Origin of the sequence: Flavobacterium anhuiense (assembly GCF_004151235.1) — a bacterium.
GTDB lineage: Bacteria > Bacteroidota > Bacteroidia > Flavobacteriales > Flavobacteriaceae > Flavobacterium > Flavobacterium anhuiense_A.
The window spans coordinates 287963-312825 of sequence record NZ_JUIV01000002.1; the positions used below are offsets into that span (position 1 = coordinate 287963).

The following is a 24863-nucleotide window of genomic DNA, read 5'->3' on the forward strand; positions in this document are numbered from 1 at the left end:
GAAAAATTTTATCCGTTTACGGGAAACCTCAATCGAATTTGGAATTTTAGTTCTAAATTCGATTTTCTTTTTAAAAGAATTGCCAAAAAACATTTAACCAAAACCAGCCCCTTTAATGAAAAAGTTTGCATTGTTGCTTTTTGTTGTTTTTTCTCAAAGTATTTTTAGCGCTGCTAAAATTACAGAGACAGAAAAACTTTATGCTACCTGTAAAGTCTGGGGATTTTTAAAATATTATCATCCTAAGGTTGCTAGTGGAGAATTGAATTGGGATAATGAGCTTTTGGAGAAATTGCCTAAAATAGATAAAGCACAAACCAAAGAAGAGTTTTCTTTAATTATAGAAAATTGGATTGACGATTTGGGGCCTGTAAAAGAAATAGCGCCAATTGTAATACCAAAAGACGTAAAGTTCTTTGATAAAAATTTTGATTTAAGCTGGTTTAATAATAAGCTGTTTTCTAAAAAACTTTCGAAGAAATTAAAGTTTATTGAAGAAAATAGGTTTCAAAGCAATGAAGAATTTGGACCTACTTTTGACGGTTTTAAAAACTTGAAAAATTATTTTAATCTAGATTACACAGACAAAAATGCAAAGCTTTTAATGCTGTATGCATACTGGAACGTAGTGGAGTATTATTTTCCATACAAATACATAATGGATCAGAAATGGGATGAAGCTTTAAATGAAGTGATTCCTTCTGTTGTTCAGTCTAACTCTCCAGAAGATTTTTTTAAAGTATTAAGAAAAGTAGCAGCAAAACTCAATGATACTCATGTCCAGTTTCATATTTACCCGTCTTCTGCAACAGCAAAAAAGAGTTTTAATTATTTTCCTGCAACAGGTAAAGTAATAGATGAAAAACTAGTGATTACTGAGATTTTAGGAGATAGTTTGGCAGAGGCAGACAATATTAAAATTGGAACTGTAATTACTAAAATAAACGATAAGAGCATTAAAGAAATTATTGAAGAGAAAAGAGATATTGTTTCAGCTTCAAACGAGGTTGCTTTTCTGGATAAAGTTCTGCGCACAATTTTAGTGAGCGAATCTGAAAAAGTAAACGTAGAATTCCTAAAAGATGGAAAGTACGAAACAAAGTCAATGACTTGGTTTAACTATCACGATTCGCATAGAAATGAATTTAAAAAAGGTGCTCAGAAAAAGAAAGATAAATTTAAACTTCTCGACAATAATATTGGCTATGTTAATATGGGAGTTATAAAACCTAAAAATGTTCCAGAGATGGTTGAAGCTTTAAAAAACACCAAAGCTATAGTTTTTGATCTAAGAAATTATCCGCAAGGGACTTATAAAGTAATTTCAGACTTTCTAAATGCTAAAGAAGAGAAATTTGTAATTTATACATATCCCTATTTAAATTATCCAGGTAAGTTTTATTGGACGGATGGAAGAAATGCAGGTTTTGACAATAAAGACCATTATAAAGGAAAAGTGATTGTATTATTGGATGAGAATTCGATAAGCCAGTCAGAATGGACAGCGATGTGTTTCCAAACAGCGGGAAATACCACAATAATTGGAAGTCAGACTGCGGGAGCAGATGGCAATGTGTTTGAATTTGATTTTAGTGGATTTCATACAGGGTTTTCGGGAATTGGGGTTTATTACCCAGACGGAAGAGAAACACAACGTGTAGGAATTGTACCCGATATTGAAGTGAAACCAACAATTTTAGGCATTCAACAAGGCAAAGATGAAGTTTTGGAACGCGCTTTGCTATATATAGAAACAGGAAAATAAAAACAGTTGTTGTACTGAGGAACGAGGGATCGCACTAGCTGATCGAGAGAAAAAATGGGGGTTTTCTCCTCGAAGCTTCTTGTGAGGTCCTTCGTTCGTCAGAATAAGAAAATTAGGGGATTATTGTTCTGGCCTTTGTCAAAGTTCTAATCTTTGATAAAGGTTTTTTTTTGTTTTCCTGAGCGGAGTCGAAGGATCGCATTGAGAATCCACAAAGATTAGCGATTAGGGCTTCGACTCCGCTCAGTCTGACAAAAATAAAATCCGTCACAATCCGTGTTTTCAGAAAGTGAATCCGTTTCATCCTCGTACCCCACTCGCACAGAATTGCTATTCTTTTAATATTGTCGTAATTTTGGCGCTTTAAAATTACAGACTTGAATTCAACACCCATTATTACCGATACCCATACGCATTTGTATTCTGAAGAATTTGATCAGGATCGTGACGAAATGATTCAACGTGCTATTGATGCCGGAATTACACGTTTTTTTATTCCTGCAATTGATGCTGCTGCTACACAATCGATGTACGATTTAGAAAAAAATTATCCTGAAAATATATTCCTAATGATGGGTTTGCATCCCACTTACGTGAAAGATAATTATCTGGAAGAATTGGCGCATGTGGAAACAGAATTGTCTAAAAGAAAATTCTACGCTGTCGGTGAAATCGGGATCGATTTGTATTGGGATAAAACACATTTAAAAGAACAGCAAATTGCTTTTAAAAGACAAATTCAGCTGGCAAAACAGTACAAATTGCCAATTGTAATTCATTGCAGGGAAGCTTTTGATGAGATTTTTGAAGTATTAGAAGAAGAAAAATCTGAAGAATTGTTTGGGATTTTTCATTGTTTTTCCGGAACTTTAGAACAAGCAGAGCGTGCCATTTCTTACAATATGAAATTAGGAATTGGCGGTGTTGTTACATTTAAGAACGGAAAAATCGATCAGTTTTTAAATCAAATCGATTTAAAACACATCGTTCTTGAGACAGATTCACCGTATTTAGCACCCATTCCGTATAGAGGAAAAAGAAATGAAAGCAGTTATTTAGTCAATGTTATAGCTAAACTAAGCGAAATTTATAGTGTTTCTGCCGAAGAAATTGCAGCAATTACAACGCAAAATTCAAAAGACGTTTTTGGTATTTAACTTAAGCCTTACAAAACTTTAATTTTTTTTTTGTTCTTTTGCCCACTTAAACCCAAATAAATAATGCAGAGATTTGATGCCATTCGACCGTTTTATGATTCCGAAATAAATGAAGCACTTCGTGGTGTGGTAAATCATCCGATGATGAAAACCATGATGAACTTTACTTTTCCGGATGTAGAAGATGAGGTTTGGAAGGAACAACTAAAGAAAACGCATTCTATTCGTGATTTTCAGTGCAATTTTATTTACAACACTATTCAGAAAGTTCTTGAAAAAAGTTCTGAAGGCCTTACAACTTCAGGTTTTGAAAAATTAGAACCGAACACTTCTTATCTATTTATCTCAAATCACAGAGATATTCTTTTGGATACGACATTATTGAATGTTTGTTTATTCGAACATGGTTTAGTGATGACAGCATCTGCAATTGGTGATAATTTGGTTAAAAAAGCTTTTTTGGCAACTTTAGCAAAATTGAATAGAAACTTCTTGGTTTTGAGAGGTTTGTCTCCTAGAGAAATGCTTCAAAGTTCAAAATTATTGTCTGAATATATGGGGCAATTACTGCTTCGCGAAAATCGTTCGGTTTGGATTGCTCAAAGAGAAGGAAGAACAAAAGATGGAAACGACGAAACCAATCCAGGCGTTTTAAAAATGATCGGAATGGGTTCTGACGAAGAAAACTTAATGGATTATTTTAAGAAACTGAAAATCGTTCCAGTTTCTATTTCTTACGAATATGATCCGACAGATGTTTTGAAAATGCCACAATTAATGGCAGAAGCAAACAACGAAGTTTACGTAAAAGATAAAAACGAAGATTTCATGACCATTTTAAGTGGAATTATGGGAACTAAAAAAAGAATCCATATTTCTGTTGGAGATGTTTTAGATACAGAAATCGATCAGATTGTGGCAGAAAATGATAATGTAAACAAACAAGTTCAGGCTTTGGCTCAAACAATTGATGATGTTATTTTGAAAAACTACCAATTGTGGCCAACTAATTTTATTGCTTACGATATTTTAAACGAAACAAATCGATTTGCTGATAAGTATAAAGAAAGCGAAAAATCACTTTTTGAACGTCGTTTAGAAATGAGAATAGGAAGCGATAATCCTATTACAAGACAAGGATTTTTAGCTATGTACGCAAATCCTGTTGTCAACAAATTAAAATACCAAGATGTCATCTAAAGCAAAAATATTATTGGTTTATACCGGAGGAACTATCGGTATGAGCAAAGACTTTGAAACGGGCGCGCTTAAAGCGTTCAATTTTGGTAAATTAATTCAGAAAATTCCAGAAATTAAGCAATTGGACTGCGAAATTGAATCCATTTCGTTCGAACATCCAATAGATTCTTCAAATATGAATCCCGAAATGTGGACGAAGATTGCCACAATTATCGAGGAAAATTACAGCGCGTATGATGGATTTGTGGTGCTTCACGGTTCTGATACCATGTCGTATTCGGCTTCGGCATTGAGTTTTATGCTCGAGAATTTGGCAAAACCTGTTGTTTTTACCGGTTCGCAATTGCCAATTGGAGATTTGCGCACCGATGCAAAAGAAAACCTAATTACAGCAATTCAGATTGCCTCTCTTCAAGAAAACGGAAAACCGGTTATCACAGAAGTTTGTCTGTATTTTGAATATAAATTATATCGCGGAAACCGAACTTCAAAAGTAAATGCAGAGCATTTCAGAGCTTTTACAGCACCAAATTATCCTGAATTGGTAGAATCTGGTGTTCATTTAAAATTAAACAGACATTTATTTCTTCCTGTAAATAAAGATGCAAAACTGATCGTTCATAAAAAATTAGACAATCACGTTGCAATTATAAAAATGTTCCCAGGAATGAGCGAAATTGTTTTGGCTTCAATCCTTGCAACTAAAGGTTTAAGAGGAATTATTCTAGAAACTTACGGTTCTGGAAATGCTCCAACAGAAGATTGGTTTTTAAACCTAATAGAAAAAGCCATCAAATCTGGAATGCATATCGTAAATGTAACCCAATGCTCAGGCGGAAGCGTAAACATGGGACAATATGAAACCAGTACAGCTTTGAAATCGTTAGGAGTTATTTCAGGAAAAGACATTACAACCGAAGCGGCAATTACCAAATTAATGTATTTGTTAGGGCATAATATTCCGCAAAACGAGTTTAAAGATATTTTTGAGACTGCGCTTCGCGGGGAAATATCTTAAAGTTTAAATTTCAATATTAAAAAATCCCAAATTCCAACAAAATCTAAAGTTCGAATTTGGGATTTTTTTATTGAAAATTTTTGCTTAATCACGCAGTTTGTTATTTCGACGAAGGAGAAATCTTCACAAGTAACACCGTTCCAATAAGCCAACTTTTACAGAAATGACACGATTACGGATAATTGGAATTTGGGATTTCCTTTTAAAACTTGGAATTTTTATAAGTAACTGGACAAGTTTCCAAATTTTCCGTTGATTTATGTTTTTTGTAATAGATATAAACCAGAACAGAAAGAATACAGATAACTCCCTGAATCGCAACCGTAGCTCTTACACCTAAAAAGTGAGAAACATACCCAATAATTAAACTTCCTACTGGAATCATTCCTTGGTATGCCATCATATAATAGCTAATACTTCTGGAACGCATATTAACAGAGCTATGTGTTTGTATGTAGATATTAATAGATGAAGTTTGTCCCATCATTCCGATTCCGCTTAGAGTCATACAAAGCAAAGCAATTGTGATGCTGTTTGAAACGGCCAAAATAATTACACTAAAACCGAGAAGTAAACTTGCAGAAATCATCAATTTGCTCATATTTTCGGCAGATTTTAGATTGGCTAAATAAATTGCAGATAAAATAGAACCAATTCCGGCAGCGCTTTCAAACCAGCTGAAAGTTTGGGCGTTTCCGCTAAAAATATCTTTCGCAAAAACGGGCATCAAAGTATTAAAAGAAATTACGAATAAACTGCTGCAAGTTAGCATCAAGAGCATTCTTGCCATTTCAGCTTCTTTCTTTACGTAATCCAGTCCTTCAATAAGATCATCCAGCATTTTAAGCTTGTTTTCGGCTTTAACATGCGGTGTAATTTTCATTAGCATTAGCGAAATTAAAACAGGCACATAACTCATAAAATTTCCGATAAAACAGATATCTTCTCCATATTGATGCAAGATGATTCCCGCAAGCGCAGGACCTGCAATTCTAGCAAAGTTGTTCATGGTGGAGTTAAGAGCGACTGCGTTTGGCAGATCTTCTTTATTGTCAACAATATCAATCATCATAGTCTGACGGCAGGTCATATCAAAAGCATTGATAATCCCTTGAATAAGACTCAAAGCAAGAATAAAATTGATATTATAAATTTTGAGATAAATCAGTAAAGCTAAAGTTCCTGCCTGCAGCATTGCTAAAGACTGCAGTACCATCATAGCGCGGTGTCTGTCGTAACGTCCAATAATACTTCCTGCCAGAGGAGCGAGAAACAGAGACGGAATCATACTTAAAAAAGTGGCTAAACCTAATAAAAATACAGATCCCGTAATACTGTAAACCATCCAGCTTACTGCTGTTTTCTGCATCCAGGTCCCAATAACTGATACAGATTGACCGTAGAAAAATAATTTGAAATTTTTTGATTTTAAGGCTTTAAACATGACTCTAAATATTTAATACAAAGGTCGGGATTATGATAGCATTAGAAAAATTAATAATTTTACTGATAATAAGTAGTAAAACTTATCAATATGGAAATATATCAACTGCAATATTTTATCAAAACTGCTGAAGTATTGCACTTTACAAAAGCAGCAGAACTCTGTTTTGTAACACAATCGGGACTTTCACAGCAAATAAAAAAACTGGAAGAAGAACTTGGAATGCCATTGTTTAAGCGAGTTGGAAAGAAAGTTCAACTGACAGAAGCTGGTGCTGTTTTTCTAATTCATGCCAAAAAAGTGGTCGAAAATGTAGAAAACGGAAAACAGGCCATTGAGGATTTAAACGAAATGATTGGCGGAGAACTCCGAATTGGCGTAACGTACATTTTCGGGCTACTGATTTTGCCTGTTGTAAATGCATTTGCCAAAAGATACCAGAATTTGAGGATAATTGTAGAATACGGTACTTCAGAAGCTTTAGAGCAAAAACTGATTAATAATGAATTGGATTTAGTTTTAGTTATTTCGTCACACGAAATTGGCGCTCCAATTCAAAAAGTACCTTTGTTTACTTCAAATATGGTCATGGCAGTTTCTAAAAATCATGCTTTAGCCCATTTAGACAAAATGCCTTTCAAGAAAATAGAAGAGATTCCGCTGATATTGCCTGGAAAAGGATCAAATTCTCGTGAATATGTTGAAGAACTGTTTCAGAAGTTTAACATGAAACCTAAAATTTCGATAGAACTGCAATCCATTCACGCTTTACTGCAAATGGTTGAAAATAGCGATTGGGCAACCATTGTGGCCGAAAAAGCACTAAAAAACTGGGATAGTTTAAAAGCCATTCAGATTACGGGAGTTTCTACAAAAAGAGAATCTTATATGCTCACGATGGGTGGTTACCAGAAAAAGGCTGTAAAATTGTTTATGGAAGAATTTAAGAAAAGCATTTAAAGTTACTTTGATTTTACTTTTGTAAAGTCAGTTTTTTTTGTGTTATTTGCAGACCAAAATAGAGAGGTGTCCGAGTGGTTTAAGGAGCTAGCCTGGAAAGCTAGTATATGGGTAACTGTATCGAGGGTTCGAATCCCTTCTTCTCTGCAAATTTTCAATTAAAATAATACCAAACCTCGAAATGTATATTTCGAGGTTTTTTTATTAATTGTCTCTATTGCCAAATTATAAATTACAATACCACACGTCCAAAAAACTTATTGAACAAAAACTTTGGGCAATTTCGATTTTATAATATTTGAATGGGAAAATCAGCGGCAATTAATTTCAGGATTATATTATTACGAACACCTTTCGAAAAATCTGTCAAACAATGTCTCAAAAATTTAAAAATAAATATCGAATTCCATCTTCGCGATTGCAAAATTGGGATTATGGTGCAAAAGGTGCTTATTTTATAACTATTTGTACCCAAAATAGGGAATGTTATTTTGGAGATATTATTGATTCTAAATTGGAGGCATCGGAATTAGGAATATTGGCAGAAAAATATTGGTTAGATATTCCAAAACATTTTCCGTATGTCGAATTGGGTAATTTTGTAATTATGCCAAATCACGTTCATGGGATTTTAATTATTGATAAAAACGCATCGGTTTCGGGTAGAGACGCGATTATTCGCGTCTCTACCCGAAACAATATATAAAATAGGTGGTTTTGTCGGAAATAAAAACCCCATGTTGCACGATAATATTTCGAGAATTATAAGATGGTATAAAGGAAGATGTTCTTTTGAGATGAAAAAAATACATGCTGATTTCGGTTGGCAACCGCGTTTTCATGATCATATCATTAGAAATGAAAAATCTTTTGAAACCATACAAAATTATATAGAAAACAATCCGTTGAATTGGAATAAAGACAAATTTTATGGAAAATTAAACCAAAACAATCCGAAATAACGGTAGAGACGCGATTCATCGCGTCTCTATTTTTAAAGAGATTCATCGCGTCTCGATTTTTTTAGAGAGATTAATTGCGGCTCTATTTTTAAAGAGATTATTCAATTAAAAATAGAATCAGTTTTGAAGATATTGATTTAGAACAAAAAGAATTTGATAATTATAATCAAAACATCTTGATTTATCAGATTTTGCTAAAAATCTAAAAAAAGAAAAAATCACAAACACATAGTCCTAAAAAGTTATTTTCAAAATACGGTTTCCCACATTATTTTATTCTAGAAATATTATATATTTGGCTCCTGTGTAATATAAATAACTTAATGGATTTACCTCCTTATTCGCCAGGATTGCATAAACTGGTTACGCTACATGTCGACGAAATTTCTAAGCTTACCAACAGCAAAGGCTTTGTTGCAGTTACCAATTCCATTTTAGAAAAATATGATCTTGAGAAAGTTGGCGTTGTGGTGCATGACTTCGAGAATAATAGTTTCACGATTTCCTACTGCCTAAAAGAATCGCATATTTGTATACACACTTGGCCAGAATACAATCAGTTGACTTTGGACGTTTATTTGTGCAATTATCTTCAGGATAACTCGCATAAAGTGCGTGCCGTTATGGCCGATTATATTGCCTATTTTGAAGCAGAAATTATTAAAGATTTTGAAATTAACCGATAAGATATGAAGATTCCTTGTTATATCTGTGATATCGAAACCGAATTAGATGTTGATTTTGAAGTAGTCAATTTTGTCTGTCCGCATTGTCAGACTTTATATGCTACTGATAAAGATGGGCAATTTCGCCAAAGATCTCAATATAAAAATATTTATTTTGCATGTCCGCTTGTAATTGGCGAAGTTGGAAATTTTAGAGGAAGCGAATATAAAGTTACCGGAATTCTAAGAAAGAATATTCATCCCGATTTTGATTGGATTGAATTTATACTTCAAAACGACGCTAAAGAGTTTATCTATCTTTCGGTTTCTAATGGACACTGGATGATGTTAAGAGAAATGGAGGAAACTTTTGTCGTTCATGATCATCCCAAAGTATTAGACCACGAAGGAGTGTATTTTGATATATTTGAATATTCTGATGCTGAAATTATAAATGCAAAAGGATTTTTTGATTTTGAACTTCCTCAAAACAAATTAATTCATTTAGTTGAATATATCAATCCTCCAAACATCATTTCTGTAGAAAGAATGAATGGCGTCGAAATAGCCTATTATGGAGAGTATGTTAATAAAAGCGAGATCAAAAAAGCATTTCCACAGGCTGTGCTTCCGTATCAGACAGGGACAAATATGATTCAGCCTTTTCCATTTCATATAAAAAATACAGCTATTATTTTCTGTCTCATTGCTCTGTTGATTCTTATTACGAATTGGTTTATTTACAGAGATCAGGTAGAACAGCAGGTTTTCTCGAAAACTATGAAATTTACCGAGTTTGACAATAAAGAAATTACAAGCGAAAGTTTTGTGCTTAATGGAGGCTCGTCGCCTATGACAATAAAAGTTTCTACAGGTGTTGATAATTCCTGGGCAAATGTAAATGTGGCTTTGATCAACGAAGAAACAAATGACGAAATTTATGCCAATAAAGACATCGAATATTACCACGGCTATTCTGATGGCGAATCTTGGACAGAAGGAAGTTCTGTTGAAAAATTTAATATTTGCGGTGTAAAATCTGGTAAATATCATCTTTTGATTACACCTCTTAAAGCACCAGAAGATTTGACCAATACTGAAATGCAGGTTACAGCAGTCTGGAATCAGCCCTCTAGCCGTAATGCTTGGTTTGTAATTCTTTTTATGGCGGGTATATTTGCGGTGATCTATTTCTTTAAGTATCAATCTGAAAAAAACCGATGGGCAGACAGCTCTTATTCTCCTTATCCTGAAAATTAACATGAAGAAAATATCTGATTTTATACTGCAAAATTTAGCTCCTTTCATAATTGGAGTTTTTTGCTTTGGCGTTTATATGTATTTTACTCTTGCAGGAAACAGAATCTGCGATTGTGAAACTACAGAAAGCTACCGATCAACAACGAGCGGAAGCCGTTCATCGTACAATCATTTTTACCACAAATAAAAACTATCAAATATGGAATTATTTCACGCACAGCCAATAGTAAACTCAATTCTTTATTCTTTTTTAGGAATTGTAATCTTATTAATCGGCTATTATATTATTGAAAAACTGACTCCGGAAAATACTTGGAAAGAAGTTGTAGAAAAAAATAATGTTGCTGTTGCCATTGTTTTGGCAGCATTTATCATCGGGATTTCCATGATTATTAGTGCCGCAATTCATGGGTAAAAAGTTTCTTAGGTTTGAATTTCTTTTACTCTTTGCCGTATTTATAATTGCCACTTGCGGACTTATTTATGAGTTGGTTGCAGGAACTTTGGCGAGTTATTTATTAGGCGATTCGGTAAAACAGTTTTCATTTATTATCGGCGTGTACCTGTTTTCTATGGGTATAGGCTCTTTTTTTTCGAAGTTTTTCAATAAGAATCTGCTTAACACATTTGTAGAAATTGAAATTCTGGTCGGACTTATCGGAGGTTTGAGTTCAGTAATTTTGTTTCTGCTGTTTGAAAATGTGGGTTCTTTTCAATTCATTTTATATTTATTTGTTTTCGTAACCGGATTTTTGGTCGGATTGGAGATTCCGCTTTTAATGAATATTTTAAAAGATAGAGTCGAGTTTAAAGATTTGGTTTCGAATGTTTTTACCTTTGATTATATCGGAGCACTTTTGGCTTCGATACTATTCCCGTTGGTTTTAGTGCCAAAATTAGGAATTATGGGAACTTCTCTTTTCTTCGGAATGATTAATGTGAGCATTGCTATTGCTTTATGCTTTTTATTAAAAAGAGAATTAAGGAAACCTTCTTTATTAAGAGCAAAAGCCGTTTTCTCTTTTGTATTATTATTGGTTGTTTTTATTTTTTCGAATGATATTCTCGCTTATTCGGAAGGGAAATTGTATGGAGAGAATATCATTTATACCAATTCAACACCGTATCAGCGCATCGTTTTAACGCATAATAAGAGCGATTACAGGCTTTATTTGAATAACAACCTACAATTTAGTTCTGCAGATGAATATCGTTATCACGAGGCTCTTGTGCATCCCGCGATGTCGATGGCTAAAAGCGTCAAAAACGTTTTGGTTTTGGGTGGTGGAGATGGTCTTGCGGTTCGCGAAATTCTGAAGTACAAAGATGTTGAGAAAGTGACTTTGGTAGATTTAGATGAAGGAATGACAAAACTTTTCAAAACCAATTCAGTATTGACGAATTTCAATCAGAATTCTTTGAATAATCCTAAAGTTACTGTAATCAATACCGATGCTTATATTTGGGCGAAAAACAATAAAGAGAAATACGATGTGGCGATAATCGATTTTCCAGATCCGTCCAATTATAGTTTAGGGAAATTGTATTCGCTAAATTTTTATCAAACCATAAAAACCATTTTACAACCAGATGCTGCGGTGGTTATACAAACGACTTCACCATATTTTGCGCCTAAATCTTTTTGGTGTATTAATAAAACGGTCATGCAGGTTTTCCCACAGGTCGATGCATATCATGCGTATGTGCCGTCTTTTGGAGAATGGGGTTATACGATTGCCATAAACGGTTTTGGAACGACTTTTAATACCGTAAACCGAAAAGCAGACGGATTGAAATTTTACAATTATCAATTCGATCGATTCAATTATTTTACAAACGATATGATTTCCAATGAAATTGAAATCAATCGTTTAGATAACCAGATTTTAGTACGCTATTTTGATGAAGAGTGGGGAAAACTGCAATAAATCCAGAAGGAGTTTTATAAAAGTAGTTGGAGCGGCTTTAATTGCGGTTCCGTTTCTGCAGTTTTGTTCAGATAAAATTGCGGTACTGATGATTCGTTTATCGGGCACTAAGCACTTGCTTGGACATCGTTTATGGATTAAGGATTTTCCTAAACCGACGAAACAGATCCAGATTCCGTATTTAATTGTTGGCGGAGGAATTTCTGGTTTAAGTGCGGCACGCCAGTTTCATAAAAAAGGAATTTCAGATTTTTTGATAGTGGAATTAGAAAATCATTTGGGAGGGAATTCTTCAAACGGAGAAAATAAATACTCCAAATATCCTTTGGGCGCGCATTATTTGCCATTGCCAAATTTTCAGGATAAAGAACTGCTTCATTTTTTAGAAGAAGAAAAAATAATTTTAGGTTACAACGAAAAAGGATTTCCTGTTTTTGATGAATTACAATTGACTTTTGCGCCAGACGAACGTTTGTTCTATAAAAATAACTGGCAGGAAGGTGTAGTTCCAAAAGAAGGAAATTTGATTTCAGATGATTTAGAGTTTGACAAATTCTTCAAAAAAATGGATGCGTTTAGAATCGCCAAAGGCGAAGATCAAAAGTATCTGTTTGATATTCCGCTTTATCTTTCTTCGTCTGATATTGAAACAAGAGCTTTAGATAAAATCACGATGAAAAAGTGGTTCAAAAACAATCAATTTTCTTCTGAACCTTTGTTTAATTATATCGATTATTGTTGTAAAGACGATTTCGGTTTAGGAATTGACTACGTTTCGGCTTGGGCTGGAATTCATTATTTTGCTGGAAGAAAACAAGATTCGACACCCGAAAAACACGACAGCGTTTTAACGTGGCCAGAAGGAAATTCGCGTTTAGCCAATCATTTAAAAAAATATACTACAGATAAGACGCTGAAAAATCATTTGGTTTACGAAGTTAAAGTCGAAAAGAATAAAGTAATCGCAAAAGCCTTTGATGATGTCAATAAAACGTCGGTTGAAATTATTGCCGATAAAGTGATTATGAGTTCTCCGCAGTTTGTAAATCAATATTTGATTGAAGACCGAAAAGCGTTTACCAAAGATTTCCATTACACACCTTGGCTTTTGGCAACTTTAGTCGTTAATGATTTAACGGATAATTTTAGTTTTCCGCTTTCTTGGGATAATGTAATTTATGATGCGAAAGGTTTAGGATATGTTTACGATCAGCATCAGACTGTGAATCAGGTTCAGGACAAAAAAGTGATTACGTATTATTATAGTTTTTCGTCTGCCGATTTAAAGAAAACCAGAAAAGAGCTTTATAAAAAAGATAAAGAATATTGGAAGCACTTTGTTTTGAATGACTTAAAAGTAGCGCATCCAGATATTGAAGAATATACAGAAGACATTGAAGTTTTTCTTTTAGGTCACGGAATGATTTCGCCTGCGCCGGGATTTATTTTCGGAGAATCAAAAAGACAGGCTAAACAAAATATTGAAAAGAAGATCTATTTTGCACACAGCGATTTATCTGGAATTTCGATTTTTGAAGAAGCTTTTCATCAAGGAATTAATGTTGTAAATGAAATTGTAGATGGAGCAACCTTGGATTCATAAAGCCAAAACTGATTTAGCTTTTATAATTGGTCCGTCATTTTTTGTCTTGGCGATCATCTTTATTTTTCAGGATTATATTGTCCAGATTGAAGAAAATTATTCTTTTTACACTTGGCTTTTCCTTATTGTTTTTATTGATGTGGCGCATGTTTATGCGACATTATTCAAAACTTATTTTGTTGCTGATGAGTTTCAAAAGCAAAAAAGAAGATTGATTCTATTGCCTCTTTTTTGTTTCGTAACCGGAATTGTGCTTTTCTCTTTCGGCAGTTTAGTTTTTTGGTCGTTTCTGGCTTATGTGGCTGTTTTTCATTTCATCAGACAGCAATATGGCTTTATGAGATTGTATGCGAGAAAAGAAACGAAGACCAAAATTTCGGTTTGGATTGATAATCTTACGATTTATGCTTCAACGGGATATCCAATGCTGTATTGGTTTTTTTCGTCAAAGCGAAAGTTCAATTGGTTTGTAGAAAATGAATTTTTTAGGTTTGAAAACCAAAGAATTCTCGAAATCCTGTTTTGGGTTTATATTGGAATTTTGATTTTTTATATCGTTTACACAGCTGTAAAATCTATCCAGAATCGATTTTTTAATATTCCAAAAAATAGTATTATTCTGGGAACAGCTTTGTCGTGGTATTTCGGAATTGTCTATTTTAATGACGATTTGATTTTTACTTTATTGAATGTCGTTTCACATGGAATCCCATATATGGCTTTGGTTTATTTTAAAGAAATTGACGGAAAATCGGAAACAGAATTAGGGCGTTTGTCTTTCTTAAAACAATACAAAGGACTTTTAATTTACATTGGAATTTTGCTTTTAATTGCCTTTTCAGAAGAATTTCTCTGGGAGCTTTTTGTTTGGAATGAGAATATTAACATCACAAATTTTGATTTTTCGAGCTGGCAGATTTTGCTAGTTCCTTTATTGACGGTGCCACAGTTTACGCATTATTTATTGGATGGTTTTATTTGGAAGTCTAAAAAGTAAATATCTTTCGTCCTTTTGAAAAATGAAAGTTCTAATCTAGCCCCGATAGGAACGATATCCTTTTGTTCTGGGGTTCAGAACAAAAGATATAGTGAATAGCGGGACTAAACGTGTTTTTGAAAATGACTTTTTCTGCTTCTAAAAATTGAAAAAACTAATTCTGCAAAGCTGTTTTTATCTTCGGCATCATTCTGTCCACAAACATTTTATAAGCAGCTTCAGAAGGATGTAAGCCATCTGAAGCGACAAGATTTGGATTGCTTAATCCCATACGTGTAATATCTGTAATGGATACAAAAGCGACTTGATTATTTGTACAATAATTTTCTGCAAATGTATTGTATTGATCTATTTCTAATGAAATCGTACTGCTTTGATTTCCTGCAAGAGCTTGCCCGTATGGAGTATATGCATAGTCGGGAATAGAAATAACTACAACATTTTTTCGGTCGCCTTTGGCTAGCATAATAGCTTTATTGACTAGTTCTGGAAATTCTTTTTCGTAAACTGAAAAGTTTCTATGCTGATATTGATTGTTTACGCCAATTAAAAGTGTTACCAAATCATAATTGGATTCTGGATTTTGAGAATTAATTGCCGAAATTAAATTGGATGTCGTCCAGCCTGTTGTAGCAATTATTTTAAGCGAAATGCTACTAGAGTACATTGCAGTTAAACTTGTCTTTAATTGCTCTGGAAAACGGCATGTAGCGCATACACTTTGGCCAATGGTATAACTATCGCCTAAGGCTAAATAATTTACGGAACTTGGAATTGGCGGTTGAGGCGTTGTTGGAGGGTTTACAACGGGTGGAGTAGTGGTAATAGGAGTTGAGGTTTCATCTGAACTGCAGCTAAGAAGAAATACTGAAAGAATAACGATAACTATTTGTTTAAAATGCGGTTTCATAATTTGTTTAAATTAGATTGGGTCGTTTTAAACAAATAGTTACGTTAAATAGCTGGTTACGGTTTTGTAGCTTCGCTGTAAATATTTCTTTCCATGACGATGTTTAATCTTGTGAGCATTTCGGCGATATTAAAACCTTCTTTTTTGTAGTAAGCTTGTACAGCTTCTTTGGCGCTTTTCAAGACCGTTTCATTTTCCCAAACAGCAATTGTTATATAAATTAAATTCCCGTTTTCGTCAATACGTTCGTATGCGTTGTCATTTACAAAGCCGTTTAAGTGTTTTATGAGGTTTCGGTTGATGTTTACTCGTTCTAAAAATTCTTGTTTTGATTTTTCGGGAACGATAAATTTATCGATAAAAATTTGTTGCATGGTTTCTGATTTTTTAGGTTCAATTTCTGAATTGATTGTTGTTGATTGAGCATTTGTTCTATAGCTGAATAATGTCAAAAAGACAATTCCGATTAAAAGATTTGTTTTCATAGTTCCTGTTTTTATTGATGTAAAATTCAGAATTGCGAAAAGGGAATCATTGTAAAAAATCATTGATTTACCAAAAAGAAGGAAAGTTGAAAAATTCTGTTGGAGTTTGTCCTGTAAATAATTTGAAATCTTTATTAAAATGAGGCTGGTCAAAATATCCGGCATCAATAGCCAGATCGATAAGGTTTTGATTTTTTTGTTTGTAATCGATAATTGATTTTATGCGAACAACATAGCAAAATTGTTTTGGAGAAGATCCAATTGTTTTTCGGAACTTTTTCTCAAATGCGTCTTGACTGATAAGAAGTGCATCGGCAAGTTCTTTTATTTTAATGACGCCTTTTTTAGATTGTATGATAGTAATAGCTGCAGAGATTAAATTGTCGGGTTTGTAATTGTGCAACCTTGATAAAAGAAACTGCTCTATAACCGCAATTTTTTGATTGTTGGTTTTTGCTTCTGCTAAAAGTTCTTCGATAACGGCGATTTTTTGCTGTGGAATAAAGTTATCGAGCGAAACACTTTCTTCGAATAATTCATGAAGCGGTTCTTTAAAAAAAGCTTTAGCTCCAGCTTCTTTAAACTGAACGACAAGAGTTGCCGTATCTTTTGCATAATTAATTAATCGTACTGATTTGCGAATACCCGAAATTGTTGAAATGGGTAGTTTATTTTTCTGATTTTCTTTAATATAATTAACATCGCCTTTGCAGCGAAAAGCAATTGCTAGAGAAGTGCTGGGCAAAACCCTGTTTATCAATTCGTCTTCGCTTTCGATAATTCTGTAAGTCTTAATAAAAGGCCTTAACTGTTCTGTTGGAATGAAATCGATAATATTCATTTGAAAGTGTTTTCAACAGTTTGAATCTCAAAGGTATGAAAAAACAAAATTCCAATAACTTATCTGTCATTAAACAGTTTCGGTTATTGGAATTTTTTAAGAAATAAGTTATGTTACATAACTTATAGTAATTTTAAACCATTTCGGCTTTCATCAAAATTTCTTCCTCGATAGCATTCCAAAGTCCGATGCGTTTTTCTAGAGCAAGAATCGAAACTTCTTCAACTTCTTTCCATTTTTGAGAATCGTTTTCACATAATTCTGTAATCATAGTCATTGCCATTGGACCATGTTCATCAGCATCCAATTCGATATGTCTTTCAAAATAGTATAGTAATTTTGCTAAATCGGTTTCCGGAAGGTTTTTCTGGAAGTTTTTCAAAATTTCAGTAAACATACTCGGAATCAAATCTTCTCTTCCAAAAGTAAATGCTGCTGCAATTTCGTGTGGTTTTCCTTCTTCGATAACTCTAAAAGTAAAATCTAAAAAGGCTTTTACATTGGGATGCAGTGAGCTTTGTTTGATTGCTACGAATATATTATGAAGAGAGGTCACCTCTGATAAGAATTTTAAAACTCCTGTTGTATCTGCGCCACAGTCTTCCATAGCTTCAAGATACATTTCGTAGTGGCTTTGTCTTCTTCCATCAATACTTAAATCGCTCTCTTCTGCAAGAACAATTTCATTAATCAAATAACGTGTTTCTGGATTTTTGGTAGCAAACCAAGGTGTTGTTGTACAAGTAAGTTTGGCCTGTAAGGCTTTTAAAAGTGACATAAAATCCCAAACAGCAAAAACGTGAGTTTCTAGAAAGCTATGAAGATCATTTATATTTTGAATCTTATTGTATAAAGAGTGGTTTAATAGTTGGTCTTTTTGAGGTTGAATGCTTTTGTTTATCGTTTCGATATTCATTTTTGAAAAAATTTTGATGCAAAGATAAAAAGCTTCTCCGTCAAGAAGAAGCTTTTCGTATTGATTTTATGTATATTTTAATAATTGTAGATTATTTAAATGCTGGAATTCCAGTCACATCCATTCCTGTTATAAGCAAATGTATGTCGTGAGTACCTTCGTAAGTAATAACACTTTCAAGGTTCATCATGTGACGCATAATTGAGTATTCGCCAGTAATTCCCATACCTCCGAGCATTTGTCTTGCTTCTCTGGCGATGTTGATTGCCATGTTTACATTGTTGCGTTTTGCCATCGAAATTTGAGCAGAAGTTGCTCTGCCTTCGTTTCTTAAAACTCCTAAACGCCAAGTTAATAATTGTGCTTTTGTGATTTCTGTAATCATTTCTGCCAGTTTTTTCTGTTGCAATTGAGTTCCTCCAATTGGTTTTCCGAACTGAATTCTTTCTTTTGAATATCTTAAAGCTGTATCATAACAATCCATTGCAGCTCCAATTGCTCCCCATGCGATTCCGTAACGCGCAGAATCTAAACAGCCAAGAGGGGCGCCAAGACCAGATTTATTTGGTAGCAGATTTTCTTTTGGAACTTTTACATTATCAAAAATTAATTCTCCAGTCGCAGAAGCACGTAATGACCATTTATTATGCGTTTCTGGCGTTGTAAAACCTTCCATTCCACGTTCTACAATTAAACCATGAATTCGTCCTTCTTCATTTTTAGCCCAAACAACCGCAATATCAGCAAAAGGGGCGTTAGAAATCCACATTTTAGCACCATTTAAAAGATAATGATCTCCCATATCTTTAAAATTAGTGATCATGCTTCCAGGATCAGAGCCATGGTCTGGTTCTGTCAAACCGAAACATCCAATGTATTCTCCTGTAGCTAGTTTTGGCAGGTATTTCATTCTTTGTTCTTCGTTTCCATATTTCCAAATAGGATACATTACTAGAGAAGATTGAACAGATGAGGTAGATCTTACACCAGAATCGCCTCTTTCTATTTCCTGCATAATTAAACCATAAGAAATTTGGTCTAATCCTGCTCCGCCATATTCTACAGGAATATATGGTCCGAAACCGCCAATTTCTCCAAGACCTTTAATAATTTGTTTAGGAAATTCCGCTTTTTGAGCATATTCTTCTATAATAGGAGAAACTTCTTTTTTTACCCATGCACGAGCAGATTCACGAACCAATTTATGTTCGTCTGATAATAAATCATCTAGGTTAAAATAATCTGGAGATTGAAATAGGTCTGGTTTCATTTTTTTAATTTTTAGCAAAACAAATTTACACAATAAAAATATAACAAATACAAATGAAATTGTTATATTTTTTTATGGTAAAAATAAAATTAATAGGAATTTGGCAAATAAATTGTAGTTTTTTGATAATTTATAGACTATTTTTGAATTCCAAAAACAAACTTAATGAGGCTGATCATCTCTTTTTTCTTTTTACTACTACTATTTTCCAGTGGGACTGCTCAAACTACAGGAGAGCTCACGGAACAAAAGTACTTAGAATTACAGGATAAAATTCGTTTTAGCATGAATGGTAATTTTGATCAAGGACTTGAATATGCAACTGAATTAAAAAAATCTAATAATGATGAGCACAAAGCTTTTGCTTATGGAGCAGGATCTTATCTATATCAATTGAAAGACAATAGAGCTAAATGTGATGAATGGTTTGCCAAGGCATTAGCTCATTATAGTAAACTCCCAGAATCTGTTCAAAAAATAAATCTTAGAGCTTATTTATATAATTATAGAGGATTGATAGAATGGAAAAGACGAAATTTTAGTAATGCTCTTAGCAATTATCAAGAAGGAATTAAGCTCTCCATTAAAACTAAGGATGTTATTCAGATTGTAAAATTTAAAAGCAATATTGCCTTAGTTAATGAAGCTGTAGGGAATTATGAACTTGCTATTAAAAACCTTAGACAGAACAGTGATTTTTTGGATAAAAATGAAAGTCTTTATGAGAAAGACCAATTTCAAAATAGTAAAAGTAATATTTATACCAATTTAGGAAATGTGTATGAAGGCTACTATATGAAGAACCGAAGTAAATTAGTTTTACTCGATTCGGCCGAATACTATTACAAAAGAGCGATAACTTATTCGCAAAACTATATAGATAATAAAATGACAGCTACTTTAAGTCTAGGAAATATCTATTTGTTGAAAAAGGATTTTAAAAATGCAGAGAGAGCATATTTTGATATTTCGATGTATGCGAAACAAAATAACGACGAAAGTTATTATAAAACAGCAAATTATAATCTAGGAGATCTCTACTATTCTCAAAAAAAATACGATAAAGCTTTAATTTTCTTAAAAAAAGTTGATTCTCTTTATCAAAAGGAAAAGAAAATAGATATGAGTTATTTTCAATCTAATTATATCCAAGCTAAAATTTATAATATTCAAAATGAACCTGAATTAGCTTTTAAGCATTCTAAGATTTATTTAGATTCTTATGAAAAATATCAAGGACAATTAAGAGAAGAAGCTTTGGAAGTTAATTACAAATTAGGTACTGCGAATCTGAGTGATGAAATGTTGAGTATTCGGGAGAAGTATAAATATGAGGTTTTATGGAATAAAGCGCTAAAAATTTTATACGTTATTTTGGTTGTTGGTATTGTATTTTTCCTGATTAAAAATATTCGAGATAAGAATAAGGCGCAGAAAAAAATGAACGCTTTGATTGAAGAATTTAAAGCTAATCTTGAGAAAAAACAAATCGAGAAAGATGATATTGGAAAAGCAGCAGTAGATAAAACTAAAGTTTCGGGAGAATTTCTAGAGCTAGAAGATGGTCAGCTTAAAAAAGAAAATGCAAACCTTAGTATTGATGAGGCTAAAGAAAATAAAATTGTAGAAAAATTGCTGGCATTAGAAGAAAAATTAGAATACTTAAATGCAGATTTTACACTATCGTATGTTGCTAAAAAAATTAAAACCAATACTACCTATTTGTCCTATGTAGTCAATAAAAGATTCGGGAAATCTTTTGGAGAATATTCGAATGAATTAAAGATTAATTATGTTATTAACCAAATGATTACAAATCATTTATATCGAAAATATTCAACTCAGGCAATTGCAGAAAGTGTCGGTTTTAAAAATGCAGTTTCATTTGCAAAATCGTTTCGCAAAAGAACTGGAGTATCTCCAGCTCAATTTGCGAACAATATTTAAAACTGAATTATTAGCCATTTCCTCCTCCGTTGGTTTTAATAGGATAGCTTACAATAGGAGGATCAACAGATTCGTTCTCGCCTCCTCGAATAATTCTTTGAGTTTTTAAGTCTATTTTATCTACTTCGAAATCTTTGAATGTCATTATTTTCGTTTTCATGATTTAAATTTTTAGGTTTGTTTATATTATTATAAATGAGAATCAGCCATTTCCTCCTCCGTTAGTTTTAATAGGATAGTTTACAATAGGAGGGTCAACAGATTCGTTCTCGCCTCCTCGAATAATTCTTTGAGTTTTTGAGTCTATTTTATTTACTTCAAAATCTTTAAATGTCATCTTTTTCGTTTTCATGATTTAAGTTTTTAGTTTCGTTTATATTGTTATAAATGAGAATCAGCCATTTCCCCCACCATTAGTTTTTAGAGGATCACTTGTGGAAGGATTGGTAGAGTCAGTACCACCGCCTCTGATAATTTTTTGAGTTTTTAAGTCTATTTTTTCTACTTCGAAATCTGCTAATGTTGATGTATTATTTTTCATCTTTTTGAATTTTAGTTATATATTTTTATAATGTTATCTCGTAACTATATTTTAAGGTTTCGCTAAAGGAGGCAAAAGGGAATGCTAAAAAGCGGAATTACACTAAAAAGTTTTTTGAATTATTAATCAAGAGCGATAAAAATGGAATTTATTTATAAGGCAAAACCTGTTAAATAAGAATCTTTTTTTTTGATTTTTATCAGCAACTTTTGCTTCCGATTTGGGCTTTTATAGATTTTTTTTCATTTGTCTTTTTCTTCCAAAATCATCTGTTTTTATGAGCCTATTTTTCATGTTTTTTCATGTTTAGATTATTGCCTATCCAAAACTAGATAAAAAGCAAAACCGTTAATCGAAAATGCCCTTTCTGAGCTTTTTATCAAAAAAAAACTAATCTAATTAATTGATTTTTAGTATGTTGTGTGGATTACTATACTTGGTATAATTTATAAATTGTATGTGGTATAATTAATAAAATGTATGTGTTCATGCAATTTTTATCAATAAAATCTCCAATCTTTGCATTGTAAAATGATTTAAAAACGATCAAAAGCGATGTTAAAACTTGTCCAAAAATTTCTACAAATCAACCGCTACTCAGACATCAAAAATGAGTTCAAGGATCTGTTTTTGTCTCATCCAAATTATCCGAGTTTGTTTGCCATTACAGACTCGTTTGATTTGCTTTCTGTAGAGAATGCCGCTGTAAGAGTTTCGAAAGAACAGATTGAAGATTTGCCATCTAACTTTTTGGCATATTTCAAAGATGAATTGACACTCGTTGAAAAAATAAAAAGCGGTGTTAGAATCACAACTTCAAAAAAAGGAAGTCAAAAATTGTCTTATGATAAATTCCTTTTAGATTGGAATGGAGTAATTGTGGCCATCGAGCCAAACAATGTTGTAGCAAGAGATAATTTAAAAATAGAATACAATTGGCTAAAATATTTTCTGCCTCTTGCGCTTGTAGCAGGATTGTCTTTATTCTATAATCGTTTTGATTGGTTTAGCGCTTCATTTTTGGTGACATCAGTTCTCGGTTTAGTTGTAAGTATCTTTATTGTTCAAGAGAAATGGGGAGTTAAAAATACTGTAATTTCAAAATTCTGTAATTTAAGTACTAATTCTTCTTGCCACTCAGTAATAAGTTTTAATGATGATATTGCAAATAGATGGGTGAGTTTTTCAGATTTGCCTTTGCTTTTCTTTAGTTCAAGCATTATTGCAATACTAGTTCAGCCTTTAAGTTCATCAATTTTCGTTGGATTCTTAAGTCTATTGGCTATTCCTATAATAGTTTGTTCAATATGGATTCAAAAATTTGAGATTCAGAAATGGTGCATAATGTGTCTGGCAATATCATTTTTAATATTGGCACAAAGCATTTTTTGGTTTTCGTCAGATCTTTTTACATTGAGTTTCAGTTTTAATGAAATTTTCCCTTATGTATTTTCTTTATTGCTTTTAATCCCAATATGGGCGGCGGTTAAAGTGATGATTAGAAAAATGCTTGACAATGAAAACTCTTTAAAAGAGCTTAAGAAATTTAAAAGAAATTACTCTTTGTTGAATTTCTTATCTAAAAAAGTAAAATATAACAAAGGATTTGAAGATTTAAGAGGCTTGACATTTGGAAATAGAAATGCAGGGGTTAGACTTTCTGTAATTCTTAGTCCAAGCTGCGGTCACTGTTATAAAACTTTTCAAGAAGCTTTTGATTTAGTATTGAAGTTTCCAGATAAAATATTTTTGAACGTTCTTTTTAATATCAATCCAGAAAATAATGACAATCCTTATAAAGCAGTTGTTGAAAGGCTTTTAACTATTAACAGAACAACACCAGGTAAGACAGTTGAAGCGATTTCAGATTGGTACATTAAAAGAATGACTCACAAAAAGTGGTTAAAAAAATGGAATGTTGATTCTGTTAGCATGATGATAAATCAAGAAATTCAGAAACAATATGATTGGTGCTCTATGAACAATTTTAATTACACACCGATTAAAATTGTAAACGAAAGGCTATTTCCCAATGAATATGAGCTAAACGAATTGAAATATTTCTTAAATGATTATGTAGAGGAAGTTCAAGTCTTGGAAAAAATAGCTTAAAAAAACAGAAGTTTCGACTGTCAAATAGAAACAAGTAACCCCAATAAACCTGCAGTTATGTTGAAGAACGTTTTGAAATTGAAAGGTGCAGTGGAATTGACTGCTAATGAACTGAAAACAATGAACGGAGATCATGCTCCTATTTGTGAAGATGGATTTAAAGCTAAAAGATGTACAGAATTTGGAACTGTGCCAGCGTACTGGAACTGCATTCCAAATAATTATGTCGGAAGCTGCTAAAGAGGATTTTTTTAAGCATCAAGTTATTGCAGATTTGAGGCTTAAACCAAAAAATGTAAATAGCCAGTTATGTTAGAAAAGATTTTAAAAAGTAAGGAAACAAGAAAGCTGACAAAAAAAGAGCAGAAAAACATCTTGGGGAATGAATATTCAGAAGATATCAATTGCCATGATACTGTTGTTGAAAAATATTAAATAGTGAGACAGAACAAACTGTCGTACTAGATAAAAGGTATTATTATGTTAAAGAAAATTTTAAGTCTTGAAGGTGCTCAGTCCATTAACAAAAATGAACAGAAAACCATGAAAGGAGGAATTCCAGAATGTTGGGTTCATGCCTTAGAAGCAGGATGTTTTTTAATACCGACAGGCGAAACTTGTCCGCTAAATACATCATCAGGTATTTGTGATACAAGTCGTCTTTGTTGTTGATTTTTAACTTTTTTAAAAGTAATACGATATAGCCTTATTTAGAATTTAGTCATGTTTTTTTTGAATGTATAGGCGCTCGATCGTGGAACATTGAGCATATTCTCAGTATTGATGATTGGTACTGAGATTCTTAGGAGTTGGCCGCAAGGTTGTTTTTATTTGGTTAGGGTAACCAGCGGCCATGTCCTAAAGAAATTGTGTTGCTAAAAA

General features: G+C 32.9%; 27 protein-coding genes and 1 tRNA gene. 19 read left to right on the plus strand and 9 right to left on the minus strand.

All coding sequences use genetic code 11. From position 1 onward, the window contains the following. Window positions 1–115: 115 nt before the first annotated feature. From NU08_RS04095 to NU08_RS04110, 4 genes are all read left to right on the plus strand, one after another. Complete coding sequence (locus NU08_RS04095) at window positions 116–1765, plus strand: S41 family peptidase (protein ID WP_129745978.1); 1650 nt, start codon at window positions 116–118, stop codon at window positions 1763–1765. Between the two features lie 377 nt (window positions 1766–2142). Next, window positions 2143–2922 carry a TatD family hydrolase gene (locus tag NU08_RS04100; protein ID WP_129745979.1) on the plus strand — a complete coding sequence of 260 codons (780 nt, stop codon included), beginning with the start codon at window positions 2143–2145 and terminating at the stop codon, window positions 2920–2922. A gap of 63 nt (window positions 2923–2985) precedes the next feature. Then, entirely contained in the window at window positions 2986–4122 is a 1137-nt protein-coding gene (locus NU08_RS04105) for a 1-acyl-sn-glycerol-3-phosphate acyltransferase (RefSeq protein WP_129745980.1), read from the plus strand. Continuing rightward, window positions 4112–5140 (plus strand): asparaginase, encoded by a 1029-nt coding sequence (locus NU08_RS04110; protein WP_129745981.1) that lies wholly within the window; start codon window positions 4112–4114, stop codon window positions 5138–5140. Before NU08_RS04105 ends, NU08_RS04110 begins: the two co-directional genes overlap by 11 nt. 202 nt (window positions 5141–5342) lie before the next feature. Here NU08_RS04110 and NU08_RS04115 read toward each other — a convergent pair whose 3' ends face one another. Beyond that, a complete protein-coding gene (locus tag NU08_RS04115; RefSeq protein WP_129745982.1) occupies window positions 5343–6584 on the minus strand; it encodes an MFS transporter in 1242 nt (413 codons plus the stop codon). A 90-nt stretch (window positions 6585–6674) separates the two neighbouring features. Here NU08_RS04115 and NU08_RS04120 point away from each other — a divergent pair, with 90 nt between their 5' ends. The 11 genes from NU08_RS04120 (at window position 6675) to NU08_RS04165 (ending at window position 14959) form a co-directional block, all read left to right on the plus strand. Continuing rightward, on the plus strand, window positions 6675–7544 hold the full coding sequence (locus NU08_RS04120) for a LysR substrate-binding domain-containing protein (protein ID WP_129745983.1): 870 nt from the start codon (window positions 6675–6677) through the stop codon (window positions 7542–7544). Window positions 7545–7604: 60 nt separating this feature from the next. Further along, window positions 7605–7691: transfer RNA gene (locus tag NU08_RS04125), tRNA-Ser, on the plus strand. 226 nt (window positions 7692–7917) lie between these two features. Continuing rightward, entirely contained in the window at window positions 7918–8250 is a 333-nt protein-coding gene (locus NU08_RS22420; protein ID WP_207214054.1) for a transposase, read from the plus strand. 31 nt (window positions 8251–8281) lie between these two features. Continuing rightward, window positions 8282–8506, plus strand: a complete 225-nt coding sequence (locus NU08_RS22425) for a transposase (RefSeq protein WP_207214055.1) — start codon at window positions 8282–8284, stop codon at window positions 8504–8506. A gap of 323 nt (window positions 8507–8829) precedes the next feature. Beyond that, window positions 8830–9192 (plus strand): S-adenosylmethionine decarboxylase family protein, encoded by a 363-nt coding sequence (locus tag NU08_RS04135; RefSeq protein ID WP_129745984.1) that lies wholly within the window; start codon window positions 8830–8832, stop codon window positions 9190–9192. Window positions 9193–9195: 3 nt separating this feature from the next. Then, complete coding sequence (locus tag NU08_RS04140; RefSeq protein WP_129745985.1) at window positions 9196–10431, plus strand: DUF4178 domain-containing protein; 1236 nt, start codon at window positions 9196–9198, stop codon at window positions 10429–10431. Window position 10432: 1 nt separating this feature from the next. Next, a complete protein-coding gene (locus tag NU08_RS04145; protein ID WP_129745986.1) occupies window positions 10433–10618 on the plus strand; it encodes a hypothetical protein in 186 nt (61 codons plus the stop codon). A 12-nt stretch (window positions 10619–10630) separates the two neighbouring features. After that, on the plus strand, window positions 10631–10846 hold the full coding sequence (locus tag NU08_RS04150) for a DUF350 domain-containing protein (RefSeq protein ID WP_008466189.1): 216 nt from the start codon (window positions 10631–10633) through the stop codon (window positions 10844–10846). Next, window positions 10839–12359, plus strand: coding sequence for a polyamine aminopropyltransferase (locus NU08_RS04155; RefSeq protein WP_129745987.1), 1521 nt, complete (start codon window positions 10839–10841; stop codon window positions 12357–12359). Before NU08_RS04150 ends, NU08_RS04155 begins: the two co-directional genes overlap by 8 nt. Continuing rightward, complete coding sequence (locus NU08_RS04160; protein ID WP_129745988.1) at window positions 12334–13962, plus strand: NAD(P)/FAD-dependent oxidoreductase; 1629 nt, start codon at window positions 12334–12336, stop codon at window positions 13960–13962. Before NU08_RS04155 ends, NU08_RS04160 begins: the two co-directional genes overlap by 26 nt. After that, window positions 13940–14959 (plus strand): hypothetical protein, encoded by a 1020-nt coding sequence (locus NU08_RS04165; protein WP_129745989.1) that lies wholly within the window; start codon window positions 13940–13942, stop codon window positions 14957–14959. The genes NU08_RS04160 and NU08_RS04165 overlap by 23 nt, the downstream gene beginning before the upstream one ends. Before the next feature lie 154 nt (window positions 14960–15113). Here NU08_RS04165 and NU08_RS04170 read toward each other — a convergent pair whose 3' ends face one another. From NU08_RS04170 to NU08_RS04190, 5 genes are all read right to left on the minus strand, one after another. Then, on the minus strand, window positions 15114–15869 hold the full coding sequence (locus tag NU08_RS04170) for an SGNH/GDSL hydrolase family protein (protein WP_129745990.1): 756 nt from the start codon (window positions 15867–15869) through the stop codon (window positions 15114–15116). Between the two features lie 56 nt (window positions 15870–15925). Next, window positions 15926–16354, minus strand: a complete 429-nt coding sequence (locus tag NU08_RS04175; protein WP_129745991.1) for a hypothetical protein — start codon at window positions 16352–16354, stop codon at window positions 15926–15928. Between the two features lie 67 nt (window positions 16355–16421). Continuing rightward, window positions 16422–17195: a helix-turn-helix transcriptional regulator gene (locus NU08_RS04180; protein WP_129745992.1), complete on the minus strand. Its 774-nt coding sequence runs from the start codon at window positions 17193–17195 to the stop codon at window positions 16422–16424. 133 nt (window positions 17196–17328) lie between these two features. Beyond that, window positions 17329–18111, minus strand: coding sequence for a DUF3050 domain-containing protein (locus tag NU08_RS04185; RefSeq protein ID WP_129745993.1), 783 nt, complete (start codon window positions 18109–18111; stop codon window positions 17329–17331). Between the two features lie 91 nt (window positions 18112–18202). Beyond that, complete coding sequence (locus NU08_RS04190) at window positions 18203–19381, minus strand: acyl-CoA dehydrogenase family protein (protein ID WP_129745994.1); 1179 nt, start codon at window positions 19379–19381, stop codon at window positions 18203–18205. A gap of 165 nt (window positions 19382–19546) precedes the next feature. Here NU08_RS04190 and NU08_RS04195 point away from each other — a divergent pair, with 165 nt between their 5' ends. Further along, window positions 19547–21328: a helix-turn-helix domain-containing protein gene (locus tag NU08_RS04195; RefSeq protein WP_129745995.1), complete on the plus strand. Its 1782-nt coding sequence runs from the start codon at window positions 19547–19549 to the stop codon at window positions 21326–21328. Window positions 21329–21338: 10 nt separating this feature from the next. Here the strand turns inward: NU08_RS04195 and NU08_RS22240 are convergent, their stop codons facing one another. Genes NU08_RS22240 through NU08_RS22250 form a run of 3 tightly spaced genes read right to left on the minus strand, consistent with a single transcriptional unit; the run spans window position 21339 to window position 21869 of the window. Continuing rightward, entirely contained in the window at window positions 21339–21488 is a 150-nt protein-coding gene (locus tag NU08_RS22240; RefSeq protein WP_165352404.1) for a hypothetical protein, read from the minus strand. Between the two features lie 42 nt (window positions 21489–21530). Further along, window positions 21531–21680: a hypothetical protein gene (locus NU08_RS22245; protein WP_165352405.1), complete on the minus strand. Its 150-nt coding sequence runs from the start codon at window positions 21678–21680 to the stop codon at window positions 21531–21533. 42 nt (window positions 21681–21722) lie between these two features. Then, window positions 21723–21869 carry a hypothetical protein gene (locus tag NU08_RS22250; RefSeq protein ID WP_165352406.1) on the minus strand — a complete coding sequence of 49 codons (147 nt, stop codon included), beginning with the start codon at window positions 21867–21869 and terminating at the stop codon, window positions 21723–21725. Between the two features lie 555 nt (window positions 21870–22424). On the opposite strand from NU08_RS22250, the gene NU08_RS04200 reads away from it, so the two are divergent. From NU08_RS04200 to NU08_RS04210, 3 genes are all read left to right on the plus strand, one after another. Beyond that, window positions 22425–23981, plus strand: a complete 1557-nt coding sequence (locus NU08_RS04200; RefSeq protein ID WP_129745996.1) for a vitamin K epoxide reductase family protein — start codon at window positions 22425–22427, stop codon at window positions 23979–23981. 57 nt (window positions 23982–24038) lie between these two features. Next, window positions 24039–24221 carry a hypothetical protein gene (locus tag NU08_RS04205; protein WP_129745997.1) on the plus strand — a complete coding sequence of 61 codons (183 nt, stop codon included), beginning with the start codon at window positions 24039–24041 and terminating at the stop codon, window positions 24219–24221. A 240-nt stretch (window positions 24222–24461) separates the two neighbouring features. Continuing rightward, window positions 24462–24653, plus strand: coding sequence for a hypothetical protein (locus tag NU08_RS04210; RefSeq protein WP_129745998.1), 192 nt, complete (start codon window positions 24462–24464; stop codon window positions 24651–24653). Window positions 24654–24863: the final 210 nt, after the last annotated feature.

What these genes read in the sequence shown, in the direction of transcription:
- NU08_RS04095 (WP_129745978.1), top strand. Translation starts at nt 116, where the DNA reads ATGAAAAAGTTTGCATTGTTGCTTTTTGTTGTTTTTTCTCAAAGTATT.
- NU08_RS04105 (WP_129745980.1), top strand. Translation starts at nt 2,986, where the DNA reads ATGCAGAGATTTGATGCCATTCGACCGTTTTATGATTCCGAAATAAAT.
- NU08_RS04110 (WP_129745981.1), top strand. Translation starts at nt 4,112, where the DNA reads ATGTCATCTAAAGCAAAAATATTATTGGTTTATACCGGAGGAACTATC.
- NU08_RS04115 (WP_129745982.1), bottom strand. Translation starts at nt 6,584, where the DNA reads ATGTTTAAAGCCTTAAAATCAAAAAATTTCAAATTATTTTTCTACGGT.
- NU08_RS04120 (WP_129745983.1), top strand. Translation starts at nt 6,675, where the DNA reads ATGGAAATATATCAACTGCAATATTTTATCAAAACTGCTGAAGTATTG.
- NU08_RS22420 (WP_207214054.1), top strand. Translation starts at nt 7,918, where the DNA reads ATGTCTCAAAAATTTAAAAATAAATATCGAATTCCATCTTCGCGATTG.
- NU08_RS22425 (WP_207214055.1), top strand. Translation starts at nt 8,282, where the DNA reads ATGTTGCACGATAATATTTCGAGAATTATAAGATGGTATAAAGGAAGA.
- NU08_RS04135 (WP_129745984.1), top strand. Translation starts at nt 8,830, where the DNA reads ATGGATTTACCTCCTTATTCGCCAGGATTGCATAAACTGGTTACGCTA.
- NU08_RS04140 (WP_129745985.1), top strand. Translation starts at nt 9,196, where the DNA reads ATGAAGATTCCTTGTTATATCTGTGATATCGAAACCGAATTAGATGTT.
- NU08_RS04145 (WP_129745986.1), top strand. Translation starts at nt 10,433, where the DNA reads ATGAAGAAAATATCTGATTTTATACTGCAAAATTTAGCTCCTTTCATA.
- NU08_RS04150 (WP_008466189.1), top strand. Translation starts at nt 10,631, where the DNA reads ATGGAATTATTTCACGCACAGCCAATAGTAAACTCAATTCTTTATTCT.
- NU08_RS04155 (WP_129745987.1), top strand. Translation starts at nt 10,839, where the DNA reads ATGGGTAAAAAGTTTCTTAGGTTTGAATTTCTTTTACTCTTTGCCGTA.
- NU08_RS04160 (WP_129745988.1), top strand. Translation starts at nt 12,334, where the DNA reads ATGAAGAGTGGGGAAAACTGCAATAAATCCAGAAGGAGTTTTATAAAA.
- NU08_RS04165 (WP_129745989.1), top strand. Translation starts at nt 13,940, where the DNA reads ATGGAGCAACCTTGGATTCATAAAGCCAAAACTGATTTAGCTTTTATA.
- NU08_RS04170 (WP_129745990.1), bottom strand. Translation starts at nt 15,869, where the DNA reads ATGAAACCGCATTTTAAACAAATAGTTATCGTTATTCTTTCAGTATTT.
- NU08_RS04175 (WP_129745991.1), bottom strand. Translation starts at nt 16,354, where the DNA reads ATGAAAACAAATCTTTTAATCGGAATTGTCTTTTTGACATTATTCAGC.
- NU08_RS04180 (WP_129745992.1), bottom strand. Translation starts at nt 17,195, where the DNA reads ATGAATATTATCGATTTCATTCCAACAGAACAGTTAAGGCCTTTTATT.
- NU08_RS04185 (WP_129745993.1), bottom strand. Translation starts at nt 18,111, where the DNA reads ATGAATATCGAAACGATAAACAAAAGCATTCAACCTCAAAAAGACCAA.
- NU08_RS04190 (WP_129745994.1), bottom strand. Translation starts at nt 19,381, where the DNA reads ATGAAACCAGACCTATTTCAATCTCCAGATTATTTTAACCTAGATGAT.
- NU08_RS04195 (WP_129745995.1), top strand. Translation starts at nt 19,547, where the DNA reads ATGAGGCTGATCATCTCTTTTTTCTTTTTACTACTACTATTTTCCAGT.
- NU08_RS22240 (WP_165352404.1), bottom strand. Translation starts at nt 21,488, where the DNA reads ATGAAAACGAAAATAATGACATTCAAAGATTTCGAAGTAGATAAAATA.
- NU08_RS22245 (WP_165352405.1), bottom strand. Translation starts at nt 21,680, where the DNA reads ATGAAAACGAAAAAGATGACATTTAAAGATTTTGAAGTAAATAAAATA.
- NU08_RS22250 (WP_165352406.1), bottom strand. Translation starts at nt 21,869, where the DNA reads ATGAAAAATAATACATCAACATTAGCAGATTTCGAAGTAGAAAAAATA.
- NU08_RS04200 (WP_129745996.1), top strand. Translation starts at nt 22,425, where the DNA reads ATGTTAAAACTTGTCCAAAAATTTCTACAAATCAACCGCTACTCAGAC.
- NU08_RS04205 (WP_129745997.1), top strand. Translation starts at nt 24,039, where the DNA reads ATGTTGAAGAACGTTTTGAAATTGAAAGGTGCAGTGGAATTGACTGCT.
- NU08_RS04210 (WP_129745998.1), top strand. Translation starts at nt 24,462, where the DNA reads ATGTTAAAGAAAATTTTAAGTCTTGAAGGTGCTCAGTCCATTAACAAA.